The sequence below is a fragment of the Geomonas anaerohicana genome, from assembly GCF_016458305.1.
In the GTDB taxonomy this organism is placed as follows: Bacteria; Desulfobacterota; Desulfuromonadia; order Geobacterales; family Geobacteraceae; genus Geomonas; species Geomonas anaerohicana.
The window spans coordinates 407,381-428,503 of sequence record NZ_JAEMHL010000001.1; the positions used below are offsets into that span (position 1 = coordinate 407,381).

The 21,123-nt window shown below is 60.3% G+C and carries 16 protein-coding genes and 1 other RNA gene; 13 read left to right on the top strand and 4 right to left on the bottom strand.

Annotation, left to right across the window (positions count from 1 at the left end):
• The first annotated feature begins 167 nt into the window (after window positions 1-167).
• From JFN91_RS01705 to JFN91_RS01715, 3 genes are all read left to right on the top strand, one after another.
• The gene (locus JFN91_RS01705) at window positions 168-980 is read left to right on the top strand and encodes a pyruvate, water dikinase regulatory protein (RefSeq protein WP_183344733.1); all 813 of its coding nucleotides are present in this window, start codon (window positions 168-170) and stop codon (window positions 978-980) included.
• 33 nt (window positions 981-1,013) lie between these two features.
• Complete coding sequence (locus JFN91_RS01710) at window positions 1,014-1,688, top strand: response regulator transcription factor (protein ID WP_183344735.1); 675 nt, start codon at window positions 1,014-1,016, stop codon at window positions 1,686-1,688.
• A gap of 158 nt (window positions 1,689-1,846) precedes the next feature.
• The gene (locus JFN91_RS01715) at window positions 1,847-3,223 is read left to right on the top strand and encodes a DegQ family serine endoprotease (RefSeq protein ID WP_199387489.1); all 1,377 of its coding nucleotides are present in this window, start codon (window positions 1,847-1,849) and stop codon (window positions 3,221-3,223) included.
• A gap of 171 nt (window positions 3,224-3,394) precedes the next feature.
• On the opposite strand, the gene JFN91_RS01720 is transcribed toward JFN91_RS01715, so the two are convergent.
• Window positions 3,395-4,405 carry a ribonuclease Z gene (locus JFN91_RS01720; protein ID WP_199387490.1) on the bottom strand — a complete coding sequence of 337 codons (1,011 nt, stop codon included), beginning with the start codon at window positions 4,403-4,405 and terminating at the stop codon, window positions 3,395-3,397.
• Window positions 4,406-4,527: 122 nt separating this feature from the next.
• A non-coding RNA gene (ssrS, locus tag JFN91_RS01725) (6S RNA) lies at window positions 4,528-4,710 on the bottom strand.
• Between the two features lie 156 nt (window positions 4,711-4,866).
• Here ssrS and JFN91_RS22215 point away from each other — a divergent pair.
• From JFN91_RS22215 to JFN91_RS01755, 6 genes are all read left to right on the top strand, one after another.
• Window positions 4,867-5,148: a DUF507 family protein gene (locus JFN91_RS22215; RefSeq protein WP_199387491.1), complete on the top strand. Its 282-nt coding sequence runs from the start codon at window positions 4,867-4,869 to the stop codon at window positions 5,146-5,148.
• A gap of 49 nt (window positions 5,149-5,197) precedes the next feature.
• Window positions 5,198-5,470, top strand: coding sequence for a DUF507 family protein (locus tag JFN91_RS22220; RefSeq protein WP_199387492.1), 273 nt, complete (start codon window positions 5,198-5,200; stop codon window positions 5,468-5,470).
• A gap of 158 nt (window positions 5,471-5,628) precedes the next feature.
• The gene (gene groES / locus JFN91_RS01740) at window positions 5,629-5,919 is read left to right on the top strand and encodes a co-chaperone GroES (RefSeq protein ID WP_085814245.1); all 291 of its coding nucleotides are present in this window, start codon (window positions 5,629-5,631) and stop codon (window positions 5,917-5,919) included.
• A gap of 34 nt (window positions 5,920-5,953) precedes the next feature.
• Window positions 5,954-7,606 (top strand): chaperonin GroEL, encoded by a 1,653-nt coding sequence (gene groL, locus JFN91_RS01745; RefSeq protein WP_199387493.1) that lies wholly within the window; start codon window positions 5,954-5,956, stop codon window positions 7,604-7,606.
• Between the two features lie 414 nt (window positions 7,607-8,020).
• A complete protein-coding gene (locus tag JFN91_RS01750) occupies window positions 8,021-9,706 on the top strand; it encodes a HEAT repeat domain-containing protein (RefSeq protein ID WP_236014866.1) in 1,686 nt (561 codons plus the stop codon).
• A gap of 9 nt (window positions 9,707-9,715) precedes the next feature.
• Complete coding sequence (locus JFN91_RS01755; RefSeq protein ID WP_199387495.1) at window positions 9,716-11,155, top strand: HD-GYP domain-containing protein; 1,440 nt, start codon at window positions 9,716-9,718, stop codon at window positions 11,153-11,155.
• On the opposite strand, the gene JFN91_RS01760 is transcribed toward JFN91_RS01755, so the two are convergent.
• Window positions 11,152-11,784 carry a hypothetical protein gene (locus tag JFN91_RS01760; protein ID WP_199387496.1) on the bottom strand — a complete coding sequence of 211 codons (633 nt, stop codon included), beginning with the start codon at window positions 11,782-11,784 and terminating at the stop codon, window positions 11,152-11,154. The genes JFN91_RS01755 and JFN91_RS01760 overlap by 4 nt on opposite strands.
• Before the next feature lie 379 nt (window positions 11,785-12,163).
• Here JFN91_RS01760 and JFN91_RS01765 point away from each other — a divergent pair, with 379 nt between their 5' ends.
• The 4 genes from JFN91_RS01765 (at window position 12,164) to JFN91_RS01780 (ending at window position 19,775) form a co-directional block, all read left to right on the top strand.
• The gene (locus JFN91_RS01765) at window positions 12,164-14,215 is read left to right on the top strand and encodes a serine protein kinase PrkA (protein WP_199387497.1); all 2,052 of its coding nucleotides are present in this window, start codon (window positions 12,164-12,166) and stop codon (window positions 14,213-14,215) included.
• 140 nt (window positions 14,216-14,355) lie between these two features.
• A complete protein-coding gene (locus JFN91_RS01770; RefSeq protein ID WP_199387498.1) occupies window positions 14,356-15,717 on the top strand; it encodes a DUF444 family protein in 1,362 nt (453 codons plus the stop codon).
• Window positions 15,718-15,846: 129 nt separating this feature from the next.
• Window positions 15,847-17,472, top strand: a complete 1,626-nt coding sequence (locus JFN91_RS01775) for a SpoVR family protein (RefSeq protein ID WP_199387499.1) — start codon at window positions 15,847-15,849, stop codon at window positions 17,470-17,472.
• A gap of 14 nt (window positions 17,473-17,486) precedes the next feature.
• Window positions 17,487-19,775, top strand: a complete 2,289-nt coding sequence (locus JFN91_RS01780; RefSeq protein ID WP_199387500.1) for a serine protein kinase PrkA — start codon at window positions 17,487-17,489, stop codon at window positions 19,773-19,775.
• Window positions 19,776-19,841: 66 nt separating this feature from the next.
• Here the strand turns inward: JFN91_RS01780 and JFN91_RS01785 are convergent, their stop codons facing one another.
• Window positions 19,842-21,026 (bottom strand): methyl-accepting chemotaxis protein, encoded by a 1,185-nt coding sequence (locus tag JFN91_RS01785; RefSeq protein WP_199387501.1) that lies wholly within the window; start codon window positions 21,024-21,026, stop codon window positions 19,842-19,844.
• Window positions 21,027-21,123: the final 97 nt, after the last annotated feature.

Below are 21,123 nucleotides of genomic sequence, written 5' to 3' on the forward strand. Positions count from 1 at the left end.
GTAATTATAATTAAAATTTTTCCCGCCTCTGCCGATAAGAATTTACAGAAGCATTTCCCATTAAATTTTAGTTTTGCCTAAAATGAAAAAACATGGTATATATCTAATGAGTTTGACGGGAAACCCTGTAAGGTCTTGGCAGTACGGCAGTTTTCGGGTGACAACGGATGTACCACGTTTATTTACTTTCTGATGCGACGGGCGAGACCGTCGAGCGGGTGGCGCGGGCCGCGCTGACCCAGTTCAAGGACGTGGATGTCCGCCTGCGCCGGGTCGGTCAGATCAGGAACCGCGAGGACATCCTGAAGGCCCTGGACGAAGTCGACCGCTTCCCGGGCATTATCTTTTATACGCTGGTGAACACGGAGCTGGCGCAGTTCGTCAGGAACGAATGCGAGGCGCGGCAGCTCGACGCGGTGGACCTTATCACCCCGCTGCTCTTCAAGCTGGCCGAGTTCCTGGAAATGAGGCCGCAGAAGCTGCCCGGCCTGCAGTACGAGATGAACTCCGAGTACTACCGCCGCATGGAGGCGGTTGATTTTACCGTAAAGCAGGATGACGGCCAGGAGCCGCGCAACCTGCATAAGGCGGACATCGTCCTGATCGGCGTGTCCCGCTCATCGAAGACTCCGCTCTCCATGTACCTCGCCCACAAGGGGTACAAGGTGGCGAACGTGCCCATCATCCAGGGAATCGATCCCCCCCCCGAGTTGGAGGAGGTAGAACCGGAACGGGTGGTAGGCCTCATTATCGACACGCAGCGACTGGTCGATATTCGCAGCGCGCGGCTCAGGAACTTAAGGCAGAGCCCGCGCGGCAGCTACGCCGACTACAGGCAGGTTGAAGAAGAACTCGCCTATTGCCGGCGCTTTTACCGAGCCCACCCCGCCTGGCTGGTTATCGATGTAACCAACAAATCGGTTGAGGAGTCTGCCGCAGAGATTCTGAGCAGGCTTCATGGTGATATCAGGCACGATTAGAGGTCGACATAATTTAAAAGAGAGGGAATCAACATGAGAATCTTGGTGGTTGAAGACGAGAAAAAGGTTGCCAGCTTCATTAAGCGCGGGCTCGAGGAGGAGCAGTACGAAGTCCACACGGCCGCAGACGGTGAAGAGGGGCTTAAGCTTGCGCTGGAGAAGCCGTTCGATCTGATCGTGCTGGACTGGATGCTTCCGAAAAAAGACGGTCTTTCCGTGCTCAAGGAACTCAGGGAGCGCAAGAACGTCACCCCGATCCTGATGCTCACCGCGAAGGATTCGGTAGAAGATATCGTGGCAGGTCTGGACTCCGGTTCCGACGACTACCTGACCAAGCCGTTCGCCTTTGCCGAGCTGCTCGCCCGCGTCCGTGCGCTGATGAGAAGGAGCGAACTCGACCGCGGTGCCGAGATCCGCTTCGCCGACCTGCGTCTCGACCCGGTTACCCACAAGGTATGGCGCAAGGACAAGGAGATCGATCTCACCGCCAAGGAATACGGCCTGCTCGAGTACTTCATGCGCAACCCGCACCAGGTGCTCACCAGGACCATGATCGCCGAGCACGTCTGGGATTACACCTTCGACAGCTTCACCAACATCATCGACGTCTACGTCAACTACCTGCGTAAGAAGATCGATCGTGAAGCCGACAAGAAGCTGATCCACACCGTGAGGGGCGTGGGCTACATCCTCAAAGAAGAAGAGTAGCCGCCTGCCATATCCACTGTCCGACAAACGGACCTCCCCCGGCCGCAGCCGCTGGGGCGGGGTCCGTTTTTTTGTTTACGGGAGCGGCTTCTCAGGCAGGCTTGACAAACTACAGGTGCAGTATTAGCTTTACCGTACTCAAATCCCAGGAGGTAGCCATGCAGGCAGCAATCGTAGCAAGATTTCTGGTGTTTAGCTTATTTCTCTCCTCCGTTTTCTCCACCGTCGCGGGTGCCGCGACGCTCACCCCCGACTTCGCCAAGCTTGCCAAGAAGCTAAAGCCCGCGGTAGTCAACATCAGCACTTCCAAGACCATCGCCATGAAGAAGCGACAGCATCCCGGCGGCGATCCCTTCCAGGAGTACTTCGACAAGTTCTTCGAGGCCCCGCGCCAGCAACCCCACAAGCAGCAAAGCATGGGATCGGGCTTCATCATCAGCGATGACGGCTACATCATTACCAACAACCACGTCGTGAAGGACGCCGACGACATCAAGGTGAAGCTTTCCGATGGCCGCGAGTACAAGGGCGAGATCAAGGGGCGCGACGACAAGCTCGACCTGGCCCTGGTGAAGATCGATGCCAAGGCACACCTGCCGGTGGCTCCGCTGGGCGACAGCGACAAGATGGAGGTGGGTGACTGGGTCATGGCCATCGGTAACCCCTTCGGCCTCTCCCAGACGGTCACCGCCGGCATCATCAGTGCGCAGGGGAGGGTGATCGGCAGCGGCCCGTACGATGACTTCATCCAGACCGATGCCTCCATCAACCCGGGCAACTCCGGCGGTCCGCTCTTCAACACCGACGGCGAGGTGATCGGCATCAACACCGCCATCGTCGCGGGGGGGCAGGGGATCGGTTTCGCCATCCCGATCAACATGGCCAAGGAGATCCTGCCGCAGCTCAAGGAAAGCGGCAAGGTGACCCGCGGCTGGCTCGGCGTGTCGGTGCAGATGGTGACCCAGGATCTGGCCAAGTCCTTCGGGATGGAGAGCGAGCAGGGCGCCCTGGTGGCCGAGGTGATGAAGGACAGCCCCGCCGAGAAGGCAGGCGTCAAAGGTGGTGACATCATCCTCGAGTACGACGGGCACGTCATCAAGGATATGGCCGAACTGCCGCGCCGCGTGGCGGCAACCCCGGTAGGGAAGAAGGTGAAACTCGTGGTGCTGCGCGACGGCAAGCAGGTGCCGCTCCAGGTGACCGTCGAGAAGCTGAAGGATGGCGGCGAAGATGAGGATGCCGCCGTAACTGGTGACCGCCTCGGGCTCAAGGTTAGCGACCTCACCGCTGAGCGCGCCCAGCAGATGAGGCTGCAGGGGGAGAAAGGGGTCGTGGTGACCGACGTGGAAGCCGACAGCCTTGCCGAGAAGGCAGGGATCATGGATGGTGACGTGATCAGGGAGATTAACGGGGTCCGTATCACCAGCGTTAAGGATTACAGCAAGGTCATTGCCGGTGTGAAGAAGGGTGGCTACGTGAAGATGCTGCTGAGAAGGGGCGAGGCTTCGCTGTTCGTGGCGCTCAGGCTCGACTAGGCGCAATATTAAGTACAGAGGAAATACACAGAAAGGGGATCCGGGTGCCGGGTCCCCCTTTTTGCGTATGGTGTCGGTGACTCTGCCCCCTCCCCGACCCTCCCCCTCCGGGGGAGGGAGGTTCCAGGAGTTCCTCCCCCCGGAGGGGGGACGCTGGAGGGGGGGCGCTAACTACCTACCTCTCCCCTCGAACGCCTCCGCTACCTCGCGGCGCAGTTCGTCTTCGGCACCGAGGTGCCTGGGGGAGAAGTGGAACGGGATCACCCTCGCGGCACCGGCTTCGCGTGCGAGTTCTCCGGCCTGGCGCGCGGTGAGATGGGCACGCTCCCGGGCGCGCTCCGCATCCACGTTCAGGAATACGGCCTCAATGAAGAGGTAGTCGGCGCCGCGGGCAAGTTCGACGATGCGGCGTCGGTTGTCCGGGGTGAAGGCGGTGTCGGTGACGTAGGCGATCTTCTCGCCCGGCACCACCTGCAGTACCTTCTCTTTCAACTGTCCGATGGTGAGACGGCGACCTTCGCTTTGGCCGGGGAGCGAGGCGGTTATCACCGTGTCATCCGGCTCGCCGCGCAACACGGCGCGCTTCACTTCCGACAGCCAGGGCCCGACCGGCAGCCCCAGTTCCTCCAGGTGGTTCTTCATGAAGTTCACGTGCAGCTTTTCCTCGAAGGCGTAGGCGAGGCAGGGGATGCTGTGCTCCAGGAAGGTCGCCCGCAGGCGCAGGTTCTCCTCCTCCTGGATCACGCCGTCACTGAAGCGGAGCTTCTCCACGTTTTCCCGCGCGAAGACCCGGCGCGAGCTGAAGCGGGCGCGGACTCCGCTGCCGTCGGGGTGCAGTTCGGTGACGGTGATGACGAACTCGGTGGGGTAGCTCTGGATCAGGTTCCAGCTGTAGGAAGCGAGGCGATGCTCGACTTGGCTCAGGATGCCGGGAGGACCGAACAGGCGTAACGCCATGTCGCGCCCCAGCATGATGCGCAGCATGAGGTCGAAGCCGATGAAGTGGTCGATGTGGGTGTGGGAGATGCAGACGTCGCTTAAGCGCAGGATCTTGCGCGGGCCGAGGCGGTGGATCTCCCCCAGGTCGAAGAGGATGGCCCTCCGGGCGAACTGGAAATCGACGTACACGCCCGGGTCTCCGAAGGGAGGGTTCACCAGGGTGGGGAGGAAATGGGGAGTCATGCGTGCCTCCGGGACCGTGGATACAGGGAGTGGCGAGCCACCCATTGCTATATATCCATAGGAACTGGAGCGCAAGACGAAAAAAAGGGGACCGTCACCGGATCCCCTAATTTCTTATTGCAGCTCTCTCCGCCTTGTCGTTTGGTTGGGGGGCCTCACAGCGAGTTCCCATTCAGGTGGGCTCCTGTAGACCGCTTCAGGCAATTCCCGCGCAATGGGGCAGCACACCACGGTCGAAACAGGCTCCCGTACAATAAATTATTCCGCAGGGGCGTTAATAACCTTCACGGGCATGGCAGAGAGAGCGTGTTAGTGGCTGTATTGTAGATCCGTGCTTATGAGAAATCAACCTTGTTTTCTTTAATGACAATGCCGCTCATACAGTCCCCAAAACTGTTGCAATTTTGACCGGTTGACGTACAATGCGCGGAACCGAAACCCTTTAATAAACGGGAGGCAAGATGCGTCTTAAGGAAGAACAGATCGCGCGCCTGGCGGAGAAGGTGCTGGGTGACCTGGAGCGCGCTCAACTGGTGCAGCAGAAACAGGGACGCGGCGCCGTGCTGGCCGGCATCAAGGCCGCTATCGCTAAGGACATCAAGCAGGAGGAAGACCTGGAGCGCGACGCCGAGGCACTGTTGGAGCAGACGCTGAAGGCCGTGGGAGGCCAGGGGATCGACCGGCACAAGATGCTCAAGATGATCAAGGATAAACTGGCCAAGGAGAGGAAGATCGTTCTGTAACCGACCGCCCCGCCGGACCGGCACGCCGGCACGCATCCAAGGAGAGACCATGCACATCTCGGAAGACCGCATTTCCCATATAGCGCACAAGATCTACGACAAGCTCTATAACGACGACCTCGCCGACTTCCCCGACGAGCGCCGCGCCCTCGACTCCATCAAGGACTCCATCGAGGGATTCTTCTCCATCATGGAACAGGTGGACCAGGCGGTGCGCGCGAAGCTTGCCTCGTACAGCCAGGCCAAGGTTCCGGGGAGCCGTGACTGGGAGATCCTGTACCAGAAGTTTTACGCCGAGGAACTGGCAAAAAAGAAGTGGTAACGAGGGGATAGCTGCAGGAAAATTATTTTGCAGACCGCCCTTGATTTTTAGGGTCATGCTGTTTATATTTAGCAGGCATTTAGCACTCAGCAGTTTTGAGTGCTAATATTTTTTTCAATATCAAGAGATCGATGCATCTCAAGAAAGGAGAGGAAAGCATGAATCTTAGACCGCTGCAGGACCGTATCATCGTGAAGAGGGTTGAGGAAGCTACCATGACCGCCGGTGGTCTGTACATCCCGGAAACCGCCAAGGAAAAGCCGCAGCAGGGCGAAGTCGTGGCAGTGGGCAACGGGAAGAGGGGCGAGGACGGCAAGGTGTACCCGATCGATCTCAAGGTGGGCGACAAGGTGCTGTTCGGCAAATATGCTGGGAGCGAAGTGAAGCTGGAAGGCGAGGATTTCCTGATCATGCGCGAGGACGACATCCTCGGCGTTCTCGAGAAGTAAGCGAATACTATAAATTTCAAGGAGGATATTTGATATGGCAGCAAAGATCATCAAATTCGACCAGGACGCACGCAACTGCATCCTTAAAGGCGTCAACACCCTGGCAGATGCGGTTAAAGTGACCCTGGGGCCCAAAGGGCGCAACGTCGTCATCGAGAAATCCTACGGCGCGCCGCTCATCACCAAGGACGGCGTTACCGTCGCCAAGGAAATCGAGCTGGACGACAAGTTCGAGAACATGGGTGCACAGCTGGTGAAGGAAGTTGCCTCCAAGACCTCCGATGTCGCCGGTGACGGCACCACCACTGCTACCGTGCTGGCCCAGGCCATCTACCGTCAGGGCGCGAAGCTGGTCGCTGCCGGCCACAACCCGATGGAGATCAAGCGCGGTCTGGACCAGGCCGTCGAAGTGCTGGTCGCCGAACTGAAGAACATCTCCAAGCCGATCAAGGACCACAAGGAAATCGCGCAGGTCGGCACCATCTCCGCCAACAACGACAAAACCATCGGCGACATCATTGCCCAGGCCATGGAGAAGGTCGGCAAGGAAGGGGTCATCACCGTCGAGGAAGCCAAAGCGATGGAGACCACCCTTGAGACCGTCGAGGGCATGCAGTTCGACCGCGGCTACCTCTCTCCGTACTTCGTGACCGATCCGGAGCGCATGGAAGCGGCCATGGACAACGTCGCCATCCTGATCCACGACAAGAAGATCTCCAACATGAAGGACCTCCTCCCGGTTCTCGAGCAGACCGCCAAGTCCGGCCGTCCGCTGCTCATCATCGCTGAGGACATCGAGGGCGAGGCGCTGGCCACCCTGGTCGTCAACAAGCTGCGCGGCGTCCTGAACGTCTGCGCCGTCAAGGCCCCGGGCTTCGGCGACCGTCGCAAGGCCATGCTGGAAGACATCGCCATCCTGACCGGCGGCAAGGTGATCTCCGAGGAAGTCGGTTTCAGGCTCGAGAACACCACCATCGACATGCTGGGTAACGCCAAGAAGATCACCGTCGACAAGGACAACACCACCATCATCGACGGCTACGGTGCGGAAGCCGACATCCAGGGCCGCGTCAAGATGATCCGTGCCCAGATCGAGGAAACCACCTCGGACTACGACCGTGAGAAGCTCCAGGAGCGTCTGGCGAAATTGGTAGGCGGCGTTGCCGTGATCAAGGTCGGCGCGGCCACCGAGATCGAGATGAAGGAGAAGAAGGCACGCGTCGAGGACGCTCTGCACGCAACCCGCGCGGCTGTCGACGAGGGCATCGTCCCTGGCGGCGGCGTCGCTTACCTGCGCGCTCTGAAGGTGCTGGACAACCTCCAGCTCGCTCCGGAGCAGCAGTTCGGCGTCAACGTGATCAAGCGCGCCCTCGAGGAGCCGATCCGTCAGATCGCACAGAACGCAGGCGTCGACGGCTCCATCGTCGTTGACAAGGTGAAAGGCGGCCAGGAGGCCTTCGGCTACAACGCAGCCGAGGACGTCTACGTCGACATGATCCAGGCCGGCATCATCGACCCGACCAAGGTCTCCAGGAGCGCTCTGCAGAACGCCGCTTCCGTTGCCGGTCTCATGATGACCACCGAGGCTATGATCGCTGACAAGCCGAGGGATGAGTCCGCTATGCCGGCGATGCCGGGTGGCATGGGCGGCATGGGTGGCATGGGCGGCATGGGCGGCATGATGTAAGCCCTGCAGTCCCCAAGCAGCAACCAAAGGGAGTCGGCCTGAAGCCGGCTCCCTTTTTTGTGCTCATCCGAATCGCCCTTGATCAATTGCCACTGTTGCTGCTGTAGGGGCGAATAATCATTCGCCCCCCCCTCGAATTGCGGGAGGGGGCGGCAATGGAGGATGCTGTGGCTACCGCGGCTAAATCCCCCCTGATCCCCCCTTGCAAAGGGGGGGGACGTGAGGGCTCGTACAAAGGCCGCTTTTTTTAATAAGCAACGTAGCGCCGGCGCCGCCCCAAGTGCCTCTCTTTACAAAAAATAAAGGAAAGCGTATGCTTACGCCGGTGTGCATGAGGCTGAGAGCTCATGAAGGAACAGGAAAGGCTAGGGCGGTCGGAGCGACCGGGAGCAGCACCGCAGGCGAGGGAGCATGATGGAACAGGCTGTTGAGCAGCAGGAGGTCGGCAAGGAAGAGCTTGCTTCGGTGACGCAGATCGTTCTCGGAATGATCAAGACGTCGAAGGGACTCAGGATCTACCTGCCCAACAATCCCGTACTGATAGGGTTCATCTCCGATCTCGGCACCAGGATGACCGTTCACCTGGCGCGCTACGGCGAGCTCACCCTCGACGTGGAGCAGTTTGCGTTGCGCTACCAGGGGGCAGTCGTTTACGAGAACAAGGACCCCAAGGAGAGCATGGCGAGCCGGCTCCATGCCGACGGCATCCGGACCGTGTTCTTCGACCAGGGGGTGGAGCCGGCAGAAATCGTGGCATTTCTCGGCGTGGTCGGTTTCGAGCGCCCCAGCAGCGATGACGACGTCGTGACGCAGCTTTGGGAGCGCAACCTCCAGCATATCGGCTACCTTACCGAGGACGATTTCACCGATCCTTACCTGTTGCGGGACGCCGAGAATGCCGACCAGCAGCGCGACGCGCTGGAGCGCATCCGGCAGGAACTGGTGCAACAGCCTCCCCCCCCGCCGCGTATGATTCCCAAGCACCTCCTCATGCTGAGCGCCGAAGAGGAGGCGTGGTTGCGCAAGGCCGTCGATTTCGAGGGGCGCTGCAACGGTCTCGATGACGTGATCGGCATCCTGGCCGCCATACTGGGCGAGATCCAGGAGCCGGAACTTTTCGCCGATTTCACCGCCATCCTTGGCAACCTCACGGTGAACCTCGTGGTCGCCGGGGATATTGCCCACGCCCTCAAGCTGGCGCAGTTTCTGGACCGCTTGCAAAAGCTGCCGACCACGGCGCCGGAGCAGCGGCAGCAGTTGGCGGCAGCCCTGGCCGCGATTCTCTCGGATTCCACCGTCCAGGTGCTCAAGGTGGCGCTGGACAGCTCCGAGGCTAGCATCGACTACGTACAGTTGAAGGAACTGCTGCTTATTTTGGGCATCCCTTCCCTGGGGGCGATCTGCGAACTGTTGGGACGGGTAGAGAAACTCAAGGTGCGCAAGCTGATCGTCGAGGTCCTGGTGGAGTTGGGGCAGGATAACCCGGCGGTATTCGAGCCGTTTCTCAGTGACCCGCGCTGGTACTTGGTGCGCAACGTGGTGCTGATCCTTTCCCTGATAGGAACGCCGGCGGCGCTCAAGATGATCCTCGGGCTGATCTCGCACCGGGAGCCGCGCATACGGCGCGAGGTGCTGGGGTTCCTGGAGCGCACCAGTGACGCCAAGGCGAAGACCTACGTCCTGAAATACCTGCGGGACGAGTCGAGCGCCCTGCGCATCAAGGCCCTGCAGGTACTGACCAGGGAGAGGCTTCCTTTCGCGCTGAAGCCGGTAGTGGCGCTGGTCGGCGCAGACGATTTCCAGGAGCGCCCGCTGGAGGAGAAGAAGGAGATTTTCCTGGCGCTGGGCGAATTGGGGCAGGAGAGCGTCCTCCCCATGCTGCGCGAGCAGCTCCTGAAGCGCTACTGGTTCCAGAAGGGGAACGAGAAGGAATCGGTGCAACTGGCGCTCCTCGGGCTGGGACGGATCCGCAGCAAAGCCGCCCTGGAGCTTTTGGAAGAGGCGCGTGGACAGAAAAAAGGAGGCGAAATCCGGTCCATGCTGGACCAGGCCATCGCCTCTCATGCCGCCCGGCAGAGAACTCCGGGGGGAGCGAGGTGAGGTTGAGCCATGGTGCTTGAGAGGGATCGGGAACCTGCGGGAGACGAGCTGGCGAGACTGGGCAAGACCCTGGTGTCCCATTTCTTCGTCCTGCTCAAGAGCTCCGTCAATTACGGTGCCGGTCACGCGGCGGTCGTGCAGCGGGTGGGGAACCTGCTCGAGGTGTTGCGGGCGATCAGCGGGCAGCATGACGATGCTGCGCTGGTTCTCAAGAGCGGGCATCTCTACCTGGGAGAGTTCCGGCTCAGGCCGGACATCGCCAGCTTCGAGGGGCCGCGCTACATCATGGAACTGATGCGGCGCCATCACCTGGGAAGTATCACCTTCGGACCCGGCGTCACCAGCACCGACCTGCAGCGTTTCGTGTACCTGTTGCAGGAGCCGCAGGAGGATGAAACGGATTGCTTCCAGAGGTTGGTGGATGCGGTGCAGCAACGCGGCATCGGGAACCTCGAGCTCGACGTGCTGCGCGAGGACGAGGTGCTGAGCATTACGCCGCAGCTCAAGCGGCTCAGGTCGGCGGGTGACAAGGTGCGGCCGCTGTACCGCAAGCTCCTCACCACCATGGACGAGGTGGCGGCGGAGGTTGCATCCGGGCGGAGGCTGCGACTGCGGGAGTCGAAGCGCGTGGTGCAGCAGATCGTCGACCTGCTCTACACCCACGAAGCCGACCTGCTCGGCCTCAGCACCATGCGCTCCCATGACAGCTCCTCGCAGCATCACGCCGCCAACGTCTGCATCCTCTCCCTCGTGGTGGGGAAGCGGCTCGGCATGAACAAGTTCCATCTCTGCGAGTTGGGGCTCGCCGCGCTTTTCCATGATATCGGCAACTGCGACGTGCCGGTGGAGATACTGGACAAGGCGGGAGAACTCTCGCCCGACGAGCGGGCGCTGATGGAAAAACACCCGCTGTACGGGGTGCGCAAGGTGATGAAGCTGAAGGGGCTCGACGACCTCACCGCGCGCATCATCACGGGGATCTTCGAGCACCACCTGATGGCGGACTTTTCCGGCTACCCGCGCCTGGGCTACCGGAAGCTGGGGCTTTTAGGACGCATTATCAGCATCGCCGACAGCTACGACGGCCTTACCTCTTCGCGCATCAGCGGCCGCACCGCCTATCCTCCGCACAAGGCGCTCAGGGTGATGCTGTCGCAAAGCGGCAAGTCCTACGACCAAGCGCTCTTGAAGGTTTTCGTCGGTTGTGTCGGGATTCACCCGGTGGGGTCGTTGCTGCTATTGGATGACAAGGATATTGCGGTGGTGGTGGGGAACAGCGAGGATCCGGCCCAGTGGGACAATCCCCTGGTGCGCATCATCGCGGACCGCGAGGGGCGCGAAACGGAGGGGGGAGAGGTGATTGCGCTTGGCTCACCCGGCTCCCCCCAGACCATTACCGCTGTTTTGGATCCTTACCTCTACGATTTAGACGTGAGTCGTTACTTCTAGAAGTGGACTACCGTCAGCCTCGGCTCGTTTACCACCGTTGCCTCGTCGATCTCGACGATACCGGGGACGGTGGTAAGCAAATCGTTGTCCTGCAGAATCCTCACCTGGAAGTCGGGCAGCCTGCGGAACTGGGCCTCATCCATGAGCGAGGTGACGTCGATGTTCACCTCTCGGTTGACGTCGGCCGAGGAGACGGAGACCACGATCGGGGTTGCCAGGGGCAGCAGGATGGTCCGGTCCCAATCATTGCCGACCAGCGGCGGATCGAACGCTACCAGCTCGATGCGAAGCGGTATGGTCGCCGTCGGCGGGACCACGGTGACGCTGCGTACGACGATGCTGAGGGTCGCCGAATTGATGAGATGGGTGGTGGGGATCCTGGTCAACGGGAAGCTCAGGAAAGCGCGGAAGACGTCGTCGTTTACCGGGTCCACCCCTGCCAGCACGCCCGGAAGCGCATCCCTGGTCACCAGGGAGACGGTGCGCACCCCGGCTACATCGACGATATCCCCATCCACTGCCGGATCGCTGGCGATGGTCGTCTGAATGAGGGGACGGTCGCTGCTGCCGCATCCTGCCAGCGCCACCAGCACCGCCGCCAGTACCAGCCACAAAATTTTCTTGTTCATGTAGGCCTCCTTTTCTTCATCCCAATGAAACCCTTGCCCTGATCAGGACCAGCAAATGGTAACAGAGGATGGGCAAATTTAAAGTCAAGTGCATTCTTCAACTGCCCCCCCCCCCGCTTTTTCCACTCCAGCAGAATCCCTCTTCCCTTGGTTGCAGAAATAAAAGCTGCCGGTACAATTCATTTGCTAATTTTCTAATGTATTCGCCGCAGTAACGAGGTTAACGGCGGGCCGGTAGGAGTTGTCCCTGCCGGCGCCGTCCGCAGACCCTTCCCCGTTAAGGCTTTGCAAATGTAAAGGGAGGGGGGGTATAATTTTTTATGGATGTCAAAATCAATTAAAACGAAGACCGCAGCTTAATAACACGCGGAGGGAAACCATGACTGCCAAGAACGAAACGCTCCGTCAGCACCTGGCCGCCGTCAAGGCGGGAGAAAGGGTTTTTGAGAACGCCTTCCAGGGGATCATCAGGATGATCCTGGAGCCGGGTTTCGAGAAGGTCGTCGTCAATGGCAAAACGACCTACGACTTCAACATCTTCCGGACCGGACGCAAGCACACCATCGGCATGTACGACGAGATCAACAGCTTCGTCTCGTTCGTGAAGGACGCCGCCGAAGGTGGCTCCAGTAAGGAGATGGCGTTCGTGCTGGTCGGCGAGCCCGGCAACGGCAAGACCTTCTTCGTGGAGTTCCTCTGCGGCAAGTACCGCAACTTCCTGCAGGGGCGCAACCGCAAGTACAGCTTCCGGTTCCTGAACATGGACCAGTTGGGCAACTACGGGCGGATCCGCGAGATCGACTCGGAAACCTACGAGGATCCGATGATCCTGGCCATGAACCTCTTCGACGACCCGGAGGCAAGCCGCCGCTTCATTGGGGAACAGGGCTTTTCCGACGCGGAGATCGAGACCCTGTACCGGAACTACCGCCCGCTGGGTGCCAGCACCGGCTATATCCTCAACGAGATCCGGCAGTACCACGACAACGATATCGAGAAGGTTCTCGAGAGCATTGCGATTCTTCCGGTGCCGATGAGCGAGAGCCTCGGGACCTTGACCGGCAAGTATCCGGCCAAGGACAAGATCACGTCGTCGGCAGTGGACCTGCTCGGTGAGGAATCCATCCAGCGCCTGCTGCACCTGTCGGACACCAACAACCCGTACCGCTTCGACCTGCGCCGCGGCGCCCTGGCCCGCGTGGCCGGAGGCGGCATCCACTTCTCGGACGAGATTTTCAAGAACAAGAAGGACCTGGTGCAGGTCTACCTGGGCGTGATCCAGAACCGCGCCATCGAGATCGACGGTTACAAGTGGCCCATCGACTCCATGATCATCGCCACCAGCAACAACTCCGAGTTCAACCGCTTCCTGGCGGAGAAGGAGGAGGCGCCGATCGTGGACCGTTGCCGGATCTGCTACGTCTCGCACAACACCAACTACCGGATGCAGGAAGGTCTCACCGCCTACGCCATCGGCGGCGAATCGAAGACCACCCTGACCAAGGAAGTGCTGCACCAGGACCCGAACCTAAACTACGCCGCCTCCGTCGGCGTGGTGCTCACCAGGCTGCCCAGGTCGGAAAAGCTGACCCCGATCGAGACCATGAAGCTTGCCGCCGGCGAGGTGGCCGGTGAGAAGAGCATCAAGGCGCTGGCCGAGGTCATTGACACCCTGGGGCAGGAGCCGGACATCACCAAGCGCTTCGGGCAGCGCGGCCTGGGGCACAGGAGCCTTGGCCGCAGCATCCAGATCCTGAAGGAAAGCTCCGAGACCAACGAGGGGCGCTGCATGGTGGCCTATGACGTCTTCAGGAGCCTGGAGCGGGTCGTGCTCGACTACGTGGTGGAACCCAATGAGCGGGCCAAATACCTGGAAGACCTGAAGACCGGGAAGAAGCTGTACCGCGAGCGGATCATGACCGAGATGTTCAACGCCTACATGGACGAGCCTTTCGCCATCAAGAAGGACGTGCAGAACTACGTCAACATGATCATCGGCATCGATGCCGAGAACCTCGGCCCGGACCGGATGTGGAAGTACAAAGACCCGCAGACCGGTGAGTTAAAGGCGCTCAAGATCGATGAGCGTTACGTGAAGAGCGTCGAGGAGCGCATCGGGCTGAAGACCGAGGAGCAGCGCGCATCCTTCCGGACCTCGATCCGCAAGATCTACGGCCAGAAGATCTCGGTCGATCCGAGCTACGACTTCATGGACAACCTGGAACTGGTCAAGGCGGTCACCGACGTGCGGCTCAAGTCCGACATCGCCGGTGCCGGCAGCCTGATCGGGGCGCTGGCCAACCGCACCAACGAGGAAAACCAGAAGCTCTACGACCGGATGATCGTGACCATGCTCGGGAAACTCGGCTACTGCCGCACCTGCGCCCAGAAGACCATAGAGTATTTCTGCACGCAGGAGGATGAGAGCTAGCAGCAACGCCTGTCCGGGGTGAGGGGGGCGAATAATTATTCGCCCCTACAGAAGGTTGCGCGTTTGGAAGCTGCAATGGGAAGAGAAATGACCGTAGGGGCGAACGATCATTCGCCCGCCTTTAAAAGGCCGACGATGCCATGAAAGATTCCGAAAAATACCTCGAACGACTGAAGGCCCAGGGGCTCGACCCGGAACGCGAGGCGCGCTTCCGCGAGGAACTGTCGGGAGTGCGGGAGATCTCCGTCTCCGACCGGCGCGGCCCTTTCCCGGACTTCTCCCGCGGCCTCTACACCTGGCACGACCTGGCGGTGCTGCAGGACCAGGAGCGGGTCCCCAACCCGTACCAGCTGCACATGAAGGCGCTGGATGAGCTCCTGGAGCGGGACCGGCAGCGCGAGAAGGACGGTTTCCCCCGCAAGATCCGGGTGGGGAGACTGATCAAGCCGGGCAAAGGGGGCAAGGGTAAGATCGTCGTGGTTCCCTCCACCGAGGAGGAGAAGTTCCTGCACGACCCGACCATCCGTCCTCCCGGCGAGGGTGGCTCGACCGGCGGCAGCGGCAAGGGCGAGGAAGGCGAGGTCATCGGCGAGCAGAAGGTGCGCGAGACCGGCGAGGAGCCGGGGCAGGGGCCGGGACAGGGTGAGGGTGAAGCCCACGAGATGGGCGCGTCCGCCTACGAACTGGGGCGGGTCCTCACCGAACAGTTCCAGCTCCCCAACCTGAAGGAAAAAGGGAAAAAGCGCTCCTTCACCCGGTACATCTACGAACTCACCGACAGGAACCGCGGTTCCGGGCAGGTACTGGACAAGAAGGCGACCCTCAGGAAGATCGTGGAAACCAACATCTCCCTGGGCAACCTCCCTGACCCTGCCGATATGGACCCCACCCGGTTCCTCATTTCGCCGCGGGACAAGGTGTACCGCATCTTCTCCCAGGAGAAGGATTACGAGCCGCAGGCGATGGTCTTCTTCCTGCGCGACTACTCCGGCTCCATGGCGGGCAAGGTGACCGAGCTGGTGGCGACCCAGCACGTCATGATCTACAGCTGGCTTTTGTACCAGTACGCGGGACAGGTGGAATCCCGTTTCATCCTGCACGACACCGAGGCCAAGGAGGTGCCGGACTTCGACACCTACTACAACTCCCGGGTGGCCGGCGGGACCGAGGTGGCCAGCGCCTACAAGCTGGTCAACGAGATCGTCGAGAAGGAAAACCTGGCCGCGGACTATAACATTTATGTTTTCCACGGCACCGACGGCGACGACTGGGATACCGGCGGCGACAAGTCGATCCCGGAACTGGTCAAGATCCTCAGTTACGTGAGCCGTATGGGGGTCACCATCGCGGAGCACGCGGGGACGCAGTGGACCGAGGTGGCGCGCTACCTGGAGAACTCGGGGCTGTTGCGCGACAAGCCGGACCTTCTGCGCATGGACATCATGCATGAGGATGCCGAAGAGGCCCGTGTCATCGAGGGGATCAAGAGGCTCATCTCTTAAAAAACGGTGTCTTTCTCTGGCGAGCCTCCCCCCGGAGGGGGGAGGTTGGAGGGGGGAAGGTTGATGGATTGTCCCCCTCCCTAACCCTCCCCCTCCGGGGGAGGGGACGATAGGTGGCAAGAGGCAGTTATGGAACTGATCAACCAACATACCAAGGCGATCATGGAAGGGTGCAAGGAGCGGGCGCGTGCGGCAGGCCTCACCTTCACCGACGAGAGCCTCGAATATATCGTCACCAACCGCGACCTCATCGAGCTCTCGCCGAAGGTGATGATTCCGACCCTCTACGATTACTGGGTGCACGACGTGGAGGTGCTGCGGGGCAAAGGGGAGTACGAGCTCTACCCGCATAACCCCTACGAGACGGTGATCAACACGCGCCCCCCGATCTCGTTCTACAACGACAACAACCCCGACTGGCTCAACGTGATGATCTTCTACCACGTGCTGGGCCATATCGATTTTTTCCAGAACAACCTCTACTTCCGGCACACCTGGGAATACGACTTCACCGGCCAGGCGCTCTCGGACAAGCGGGTCATCGCCAAGCTCAGAGCCGAGAAGGGGCGCTGGGTGGACTACATCCTGGAGTTCGCCCGCTCCATCGACAACCTGGTCGGCTACCACGACGAGCTCTCGCCCCTGTTCATGGCGCCGGAGGCCGCCACCTCGAGCCGCCTGGACTACTACTTCGACGTTTTCCTGCAGGTCGAGAAGAAGCTTCCGGTAGGAGAGTACCTGAAAGAGGTGGCGCGTTACAACGACGCCATCTCCCAGAACCGTGAGGAAGGGGAGCGCATCTTCTTCGCCGAGGTGACCGCCAAGTACCCGGAGATGGAAGCACATTTCACCAAGAGCCAGAACGTGAAGCGGGTCGAGCGGCGCGACCTGATGAAGTTCCTGATCGAGAACTCCGAGTTCCTGGCCCGCGACGAAAACCAGTGGATGCGCTCGGTGCTCGAGGTGGTGCGCAAGACCTCCATCTTCTTCCAGCCGCAGATCCGCACCAAGATCATGAACGAGGGGTGGGCGAGCTACTGGCACGAGAAGCTCTTCCTGGTGGACGACCGCATCAAGGGGCACGAGGTAGATTTCGCCCGCGTCCATGCCGGCGTTACTTCCATGCCGCGGGTCGGCATGAACCCGTACGCGCTGGGCATGCGGCTCATGTACCAGCTGAAGGAGAACGGCGACAAGGGCAAGACCGGCTACGAGTTCAACCGGCTCTCGGACCGCGAAGAGAGAAAGCGCTTCGACGCCGCGTCCGGCAAAGGGGACGAGTACCTCTTCAAGATCAGGAGCAACTACTGCGACTACCTCTTCATCAAGGACTTCGTGGACCAGGAGTTCACCGACCGCTACGACCTCTTCGTGACCGGTAAGCGGCTCGACCCGCAGCGCATGGTCTGGCAGTACTACGTCAAGAGCCGGGATGCCAACGACTACCGCGACATGGTGCTGGCCTCACTGTACCATCCACCCTACATCGAGATCGCACCGGAGCGCGGTGAAGAGGGAATGCTCTACCTGGTGCACCATTTCGAGGGAAAACAGCTGGTCTCCGAATACATCGCCAACACCATGGTCGGCATCGAGTACCTGTGGGGGGCGCCGGTGCAGCTGGAGACCAGCGAGGCGGTGATAGAGCAACAGCGCGGCAGCTCCGGCCGGGAAGGTGTGGAAGAGCCGGAGATCACGTGGCAGCGGGTGGTGTACACCATGAAGGACAAGGTCCTCAGCCGGCAGATACTGTGACAGGCGGATAAGCTATGCCAGATCTAGAGACAGTCATAAAGCAGTTGAGTCGCTCCATCGTCGAGCACAAGAACACCTCGTATATGTCGTTCGAGGAGTTCATACAGCTCGTCACGGAGAAACCGGAACGGATGATGCGCAACATCTTCCAGCTCTTCCACGACATGGTGAGTAGCTACGTCAACGCCGGAACCGATGAGTACCCGGAGGATCCGGAGTCGATCAACTTCGTCCCCTACGACACCACCAAGCTCTTCGTGCAGAACTCCGACCGCCCGTTCTTCGCCGACCGCCTGTTCGCCAATCGTTTCATGAACCACGTGGCCGACATGAAGAGCGGGGCGCGCCAGAACAAGATCTACATCTTCGAGGGCCCCCCCGGCTCGGGCAAGAGTACCTTCCTCAACAACGTGCTGATGAAGTTCGAGGAGTACTCCAGCACCGACGAGGGGAGGACCTACGAGGTGGTCTGGCACCTAGATCGCCGCGTCTTGGGGAGTTTCAAGGAGCACCAGGTCAGCGCCTTCGTGGAAAAACTCTCCCACCTGCTCGACGAGTACGAACTGGAGAGTCACGACCACCTGGACACCCGGGCCCTGCTGCGCGGCGGCGACGTGGTCGAGGTTCCCTGCCCGTCGCACGACAGCCCGCTGCTCATGATCGACAAGGCCCAGCGGCGTGCCTTTTTCGACGATGTTTTCCAGAACGACTCCTTCAAATGGAAGCTCTTCACCGAGAAGGAGTACGACTGGGTGTTCCGCGACTCGCCCTGCACCATCTGCACCTCCATCTTCCAGGCGCTCGCGGCGCGGCTCGACGACCCCGCCGACATCTTCCGGATGATCAAGGTGCGCCCCTATCGCTTCAACCGCAGGCTGGGCGAGGGGGTCACGGTGTTCAACCCGGGCGACAAATCCATGAAGATGAACATCCTCACCAACGACATGCTGCAGAGGAAGATCGACCTGCTCCTGGGCGACAGCAACGAGGTGAAGTACCTCTTCTCCAACTTCGCCAAGACCAACAACGGCATCTATGCCCTCATGGACGTGAAGTCCCACAACGCCGAGCGGCTCCTGGAGCTGCACAACATCATCAGCGAAGGGATTCACAAGGTCGAGGACATCGAGGAGAACGTGCGCAGCCTTTTCATCGCGCTGATGAACCCCGAGGACGAGCGGAGCATCGAGGGGGTGCAGTCCTTCTCGGACCGCATCGAGTTCATCAACATCCCCTACGTCATGGATCTCAACACCGAGGTGGAGATCTACCGCAACATCTTCGGCAAGCACATCGATACCAGCTTCCTGCCGCGGGTGCTGCACAACTTCGCCCGGGTGATCATCTCGACCAGGATGAACGTGAAGTCGGACGCGCTTTTGGAGTGGATCGGCGATCCGGAAAAGTACCGGCTCTACTGCGACGAGAACCTGCAGATCCTGAAGATGGAGATCTACACCGGGCACATCCCGGATTGGCTCTCCGAGGAGGACAGGAAGCGCCTCAACGCCAAGCGCCGGAAGAAAATCATCGCCGAGAGCGAGCACGAAGGGGACCACGGCTTCTCGGGGCGCGAGTCCATCAAGATCTTCTCCGACTTCTACTCCGCCTACGCCAGGAAGGACAAGATGATCACCATGAACAACCTGTCCACTTTCTTCACGCGCTGGCACAAGGAGTTGAAGGAGTCGATCCCGGACGGGTTCATGGAATCGCTGGTGCACAACTACGACTACGTGGTGCTCCAGGAGGTGAAGGAGGCGCTCTACTACTACAACGAGGCCCAGATCGAGCGCGACATCCTGCACTACATGTTCGCGGTCAACTTCGAGCCGGGAGCCGTCGAGGTGTGCCGGTTCACGGGAGAGAAGCTGGAAATTACCGAGGAGTTCCTGGCGGGGATCGAGCGGCGCCTGCTGGGGGCCAAGGTGGAGGATGATGCACGGTTCGCATTCAGGCAGGAGACCCAGCGTGAGTATACCGGTAGGACGTTAACCCAGGAGATCATGGTGGAGGGGAAACGGGCACAGGATACGGCGCTGTACCAGTCGCTGCACGACCGCTACGTCTTCAACCTGAAGGAGAAGGTGCTGGAGCCGTTCCTGGAGAACGCCAACTTCCGCCGTGCCATCAAGGATTTCGACACGGAAGCCTTCAAGACCTACGACAAGCGCATCAGGGACGACGTGACCTTCCTGATCAACAACCTGAGTTCCGACAAGTTCAAGTACACCAAGCAGTGCGCCAAGGAAATCTGCGTCTACGTCATCGACAACGACCTCGCCCGCAAATTCCACGTGTAAGCCAACCCTCCCAGTCAGTCCCCTCCCCCTCCGGGGGAGGGAGTCACAGCACTTCCGTTACCCTTTTTACGCCGCCACCCTGAAGCGACTCACCATGTCCTGCAGTGCCCGCGCGGAGTTGGCAAGGTCCTCGGCGGCCCGGGCAGACTCCTGTGCGCCCCCTGCGGTTTCCTGCACCACACCGATGATCTGGCGCATGCTCTCGGAGATGTTGATCGTGGTTGCAGACTGCTGTTCGGCCGCGGTAGCGACCTGTGAGACATACTCCAAAAGAGGAGTGATGTGTTCCTTGATGGTCCCGATGGCGCGGCTGGAATGTTGCACGTCATCGGTGCCGCTCCTGACGCTGTTCGCGCTGCGCTCCATCAGTGCCACAACGTTCTTCACATCCCCTTGCAACGACGCGATGATCGACTGTACTTCGCGGGTGGACGAGGTGGTCCGCTCCGCGAGCCTTCTGACCTCGTCGGCGACCACCGCGAACCCGCGCCCCTGTTCGCCGGCACGCGCGGCCTCAATGGCGGCATTAAGCGCGAGGAGATTGGTCTGGTCGGCGATGTCTTCGATAGCAACAACGATGTCCCCGATCTTGTCCGAGTTGGAACCAAGGGCCTTGACGGCGTCGACGGTCCCTGTCACCATCTGCTCGATTTCTCCCATGACCGAGGTCATGCGTGTGATGGTTTCTTCCCCCTTGCTGGTCGCGGTGTTGGTACTTCCCGCCCGGTCCGCCATCTTTTGGCAACTGAGCGCGATGTCGCTGCTGACCCCCGCCATCTCGCCGACGGCGCTGGAAACCGAGCTCGATTGCTGCGAGGCGTGCTCCGTCCCCTCGGCCATCCTGGTAGAGGTGTTGCTCAGTTGACTGGAGGCGCTGGCGAGTTCGTCGGCGGTTTGCTGGATCCCTTGGATCATCCCACGCATGGAAGTCTGCAGTTTCTGCAGGGACCTGAGCATCTGACTGATTTCATTACGGCGGTTCACCACGATCTCTTCGCTGAGGTCCCCCTGGGCCATGGTCTCCAGGTAGCGCATGGTGCGCGCCAGCGGGGTCCTTATGGACCAGATGTTGATGGCGCCAAAGGCGCCGCCCAGAACGATGAAAAGGGTGAGTGAGCCATACTTGATCAGCAGGGAATCGGCCTGGGCGGCAACTGCGGTAGCGATCAGGCAGAGGCTGTAGCAGATGCACAGCAGGCTGAGCCTGAACTTGATGGTGAAGTTGAGGTAAAGGTTCAAAATTTCCTTCATGTCCTTCTCCTTGCTGACGCCTTAGGGCCGTACCGCTGCTGTGAACGTTGTTTCAGTGGTGCAGGTCACTTATCGGGAGATGCGGTTTGTACTTGAG

Bases quoted from the DNA above. Each gene is read 5' to 3' on its own strand.
- JFN91_RS01705 (WP_183344733.1), top strand. From the start codon at position 168: ATGTACCACGTTTATTTACTTTCTGATGCGACGGGCGAGACCGTCGAG.
- JFN91_RS01710 (WP_183344735.1), top strand. From the start codon at position 1,014: ATGAGAATCTTGGTGGTTGAAGACGAGAAAAAGGTTGCCAGCTTCATT.
- JFN91_RS01715 (WP_199387489.1), top strand. From the start codon at position 1,847: ATGCAGGCAGCAATCGTAGCAAGATTTCTGGTGTTTAGCTTATTTCTC.
- JFN91_RS01720 (WP_199387490.1), bottom strand. From the start codon at position 4,405: ATGACTCCCCATTTCCTCCCCACCCTGGTGAACCCTCCCTTCGGAGAC.
- JFN91_RS22215 (WP_199387491.1), top strand. From the start codon at position 4,867: ATGCGTCTTAAGGAAGAACAGATCGCGCGCCTGGCGGAGAAGGTGCTG.
- JFN91_RS22220 (WP_199387492.1), top strand. From the start codon at position 5,198: ATGCACATCTCGGAAGACCGCATTTCCCATATAGCGCACAAGATCTAC.
- groES (WP_085814245.1), top strand. From the start codon at position 5,629: ATGAATCTTAGACCGCTGCAGGACCGTATCATCGTGAAGAGGGTTGAG.
- groL (WP_199387493.1), top strand. From the start codon at position 5,954: ATGGCAGCAAAGATCATCAAATTCGACCAGGACGCACGCAACTGCATC.
- JFN91_RS01750 (WP_236014866.1), top strand. From the start codon at position 8,021: ATGGAACAGGCTGTTGAGCAGCAGGAGGTCGGCAAGGAAGAGCTTGCT.
- JFN91_RS01755 (WP_199387495.1), top strand. From the start codon at position 9,716: ATGGTGCTTGAGAGGGATCGGGAACCTGCGGGAGACGAGCTGGCGAGA.
- JFN91_RS01760 (WP_199387496.1), bottom strand. From the start codon at position 11,784: ATGAACAAGAAAATTTTGTGGCTGGTACTGGCGGCGGTGCTGGTGGCG.
- JFN91_RS01765 (WP_199387497.1), top strand. From the start codon at position 12,164: ATGACTGCCAAGAACGAAACGCTCCGTCAGCACCTGGCCGCCGTCAAG.
- JFN91_RS01770 (WP_199387498.1), top strand. From the start codon at position 14,356: ATGAAAGATTCCGAAAAATACCTCGAACGACTGAAGGCCCAGGGGCTC.
- JFN91_RS01775 (WP_199387499.1), top strand. From the start codon at position 15,847: ATGGAACTGATCAACCAACATACCAAGGCGATCATGGAAGGGTGCAAG.
- JFN91_RS01780 (WP_199387500.1), top strand. From the start codon at position 17,487: ATGCCAGATCTAGAGACAGTCATAAAGCAGTTGAGTCGCTCCATCGTC.
- JFN91_RS01785 (WP_199387501.1), bottom strand. From the start codon at position 21,026: ATGAAGGAAATTTTGAACCTTTACCTCAACTTCACCATCAAGTTCAGG.